The sequence below is a fragment of the Larkinella sp. C7 genome (assembly GCF_006149005.1).
Lineage (GTDB): Bacteria > Bacteroidota > Bacteroidia > Cytophagales > Spirosomataceae > Larkinella.
In genome coordinates this window covers 1-660 of sequence record NZ_VBSL01000077.1, presented here as the reverse complement: position 1 = coordinate 660, position 660 = coordinate 1, and the positions used below count along the sequence as shown (strand labels likewise).

Annotated in this window: 2 protein-coding genes; both read left to right on the top strand. The window is 45.9% G+C overall.

The genetic code is table 11. The annotated features are described in order from the left end of the window. On the top strand, positions 1-187 hold a 187-nt coding region (locus FH871_RS34435), incomplete at its 5' end, for a phosphoribosylaminoimidazolesuccinocarboxamide synthase (protein ID WP_305036612.1). A 174-nt stretch (positions 188-361) separates the two neighbouring features. Beyond that, positions 362-660 (top strand): hypothetical protein (locus tag FH871_RS34430; RefSeq protein WP_138995323.1); only part of this gene is annotated, 299 nt, incomplete at its 3' end.

Below are 660 nucleotides of genomic sequence, written 5' to 3'. Positions count from 1 at the left end.
CTTCAAGTTGGAATTTGGTTTCGACAAGGATGGCAAGATTATTTTGGCGGATGAATTTTCACCAGACAACTGTCGCCTTTGGGACAAGGAAGGCCATCACATGGACAAGGATGTTTTCCGCAGAGACTTGGGTAATCTGACCGATGTCTACGAAGTTGTTTTGGAAAAACTGCAAGGGGTAGACTAAGGAAATTAATTGTCGTTGAAAATCAAAAGTGGGCGGGAGCAGAAACTCCGCCCATCTCACAAAGATGGCAAAACCAACCGACCTCGCAAGGCATGGCCGTGCAAGGAGTGGATGGCGGAAGCTTTTGATTTTTGAAGAGTATGCGTTAAGAAATTAAGACAAAGGAAATAAAGCATGAATAAGCGAATTTTTGTGGAGAAGAAGGCCGATTTTCAGGTTAAGGCTAGCTCTCTGGTGGCGAAATTGAGGCATAATTTACAGTTGTCAAGCTTGAAAGACTTGCGTCTAATCCAGGTCTATGATGTGTTCAATATCCCAGCAGACCTTTTGGAAAAGGCCCAGGCTCACATCTTTTCTGAACGGGTGACCGATCAGGTCTTGGACCAGATCGACATTGAAAAGACCTTGGCAGCTTCTGCCTATTTTGCTATCGAAGCTCTGCCTGGCCAGTTCGACCAAAGGGCGGCCAGTGC